Here is a 511-nt window from a genome sequence, read left to right on the forward strand (position 1 = left end):
CGCCACCGCGTACTCGTTCACGGTCCGTGCCAAGGACGCCGCCGGCAACGTGTCGGCAGCGTCGGCCGCCGCCACGGCCACCACGCAGCCGGGCACCACGCCGACCGACACGACGGCGCCCTCGGTGCCGGCGGGCCTGACGGCCGGCACGACCACGCAGACGTCGGTCCCGCTGTCCTGGACCGCCTCCACCGACAACGCCGGTGGGTCCGGCCTCGCCGGCTACGAGGTCTACCGCGGCACCACGCTCGTGGGCACGACCACCTCGACGAGCTACACCGTGACCGGCCTGACCGCCGGTACCGCGTACTCGTTCACGGTCCGCGCCAAGGACGTGGCGGGCAACGTCTCGGCCGCCTCGGCTGCCGTCTCGGCGACCACCCAGACCGGCACGGTCACGGACACGACGGCGCCCTCGGTGCCGGCGGGCCTGACGGCCGGTACCACCACCACGACGTCGGTCCCGCTGTCCTGGACCGCCTCGACCGACAACGTGGCCGTCACCGGCTAC

At 74.4% G+C, this 511-nt stretch carries 1 protein-coding gene; it reads left to right on the plus strand.

All coding sequences use genetic code 11. The annotated features are described in order from the left end of the window. Positions 1-511 (plus strand): fibronectin type III domain-containing protein (locus CXY01_RS20720; protein ID WP_146931851.1); only part of this gene is annotated, 511 nt, incomplete at both ends.

Origin of the sequence: Cellulomonas xylanilytica (genome assembly GCF_007989805.1) — a bacterium.
GTDB classification, from domain to species: domain Bacteria; phylum Actinomycetota; class Actinomycetes; order Actinomycetales; family Cellulomonadaceae; genus Cellulomonas; species Cellulomonas xylanilytica.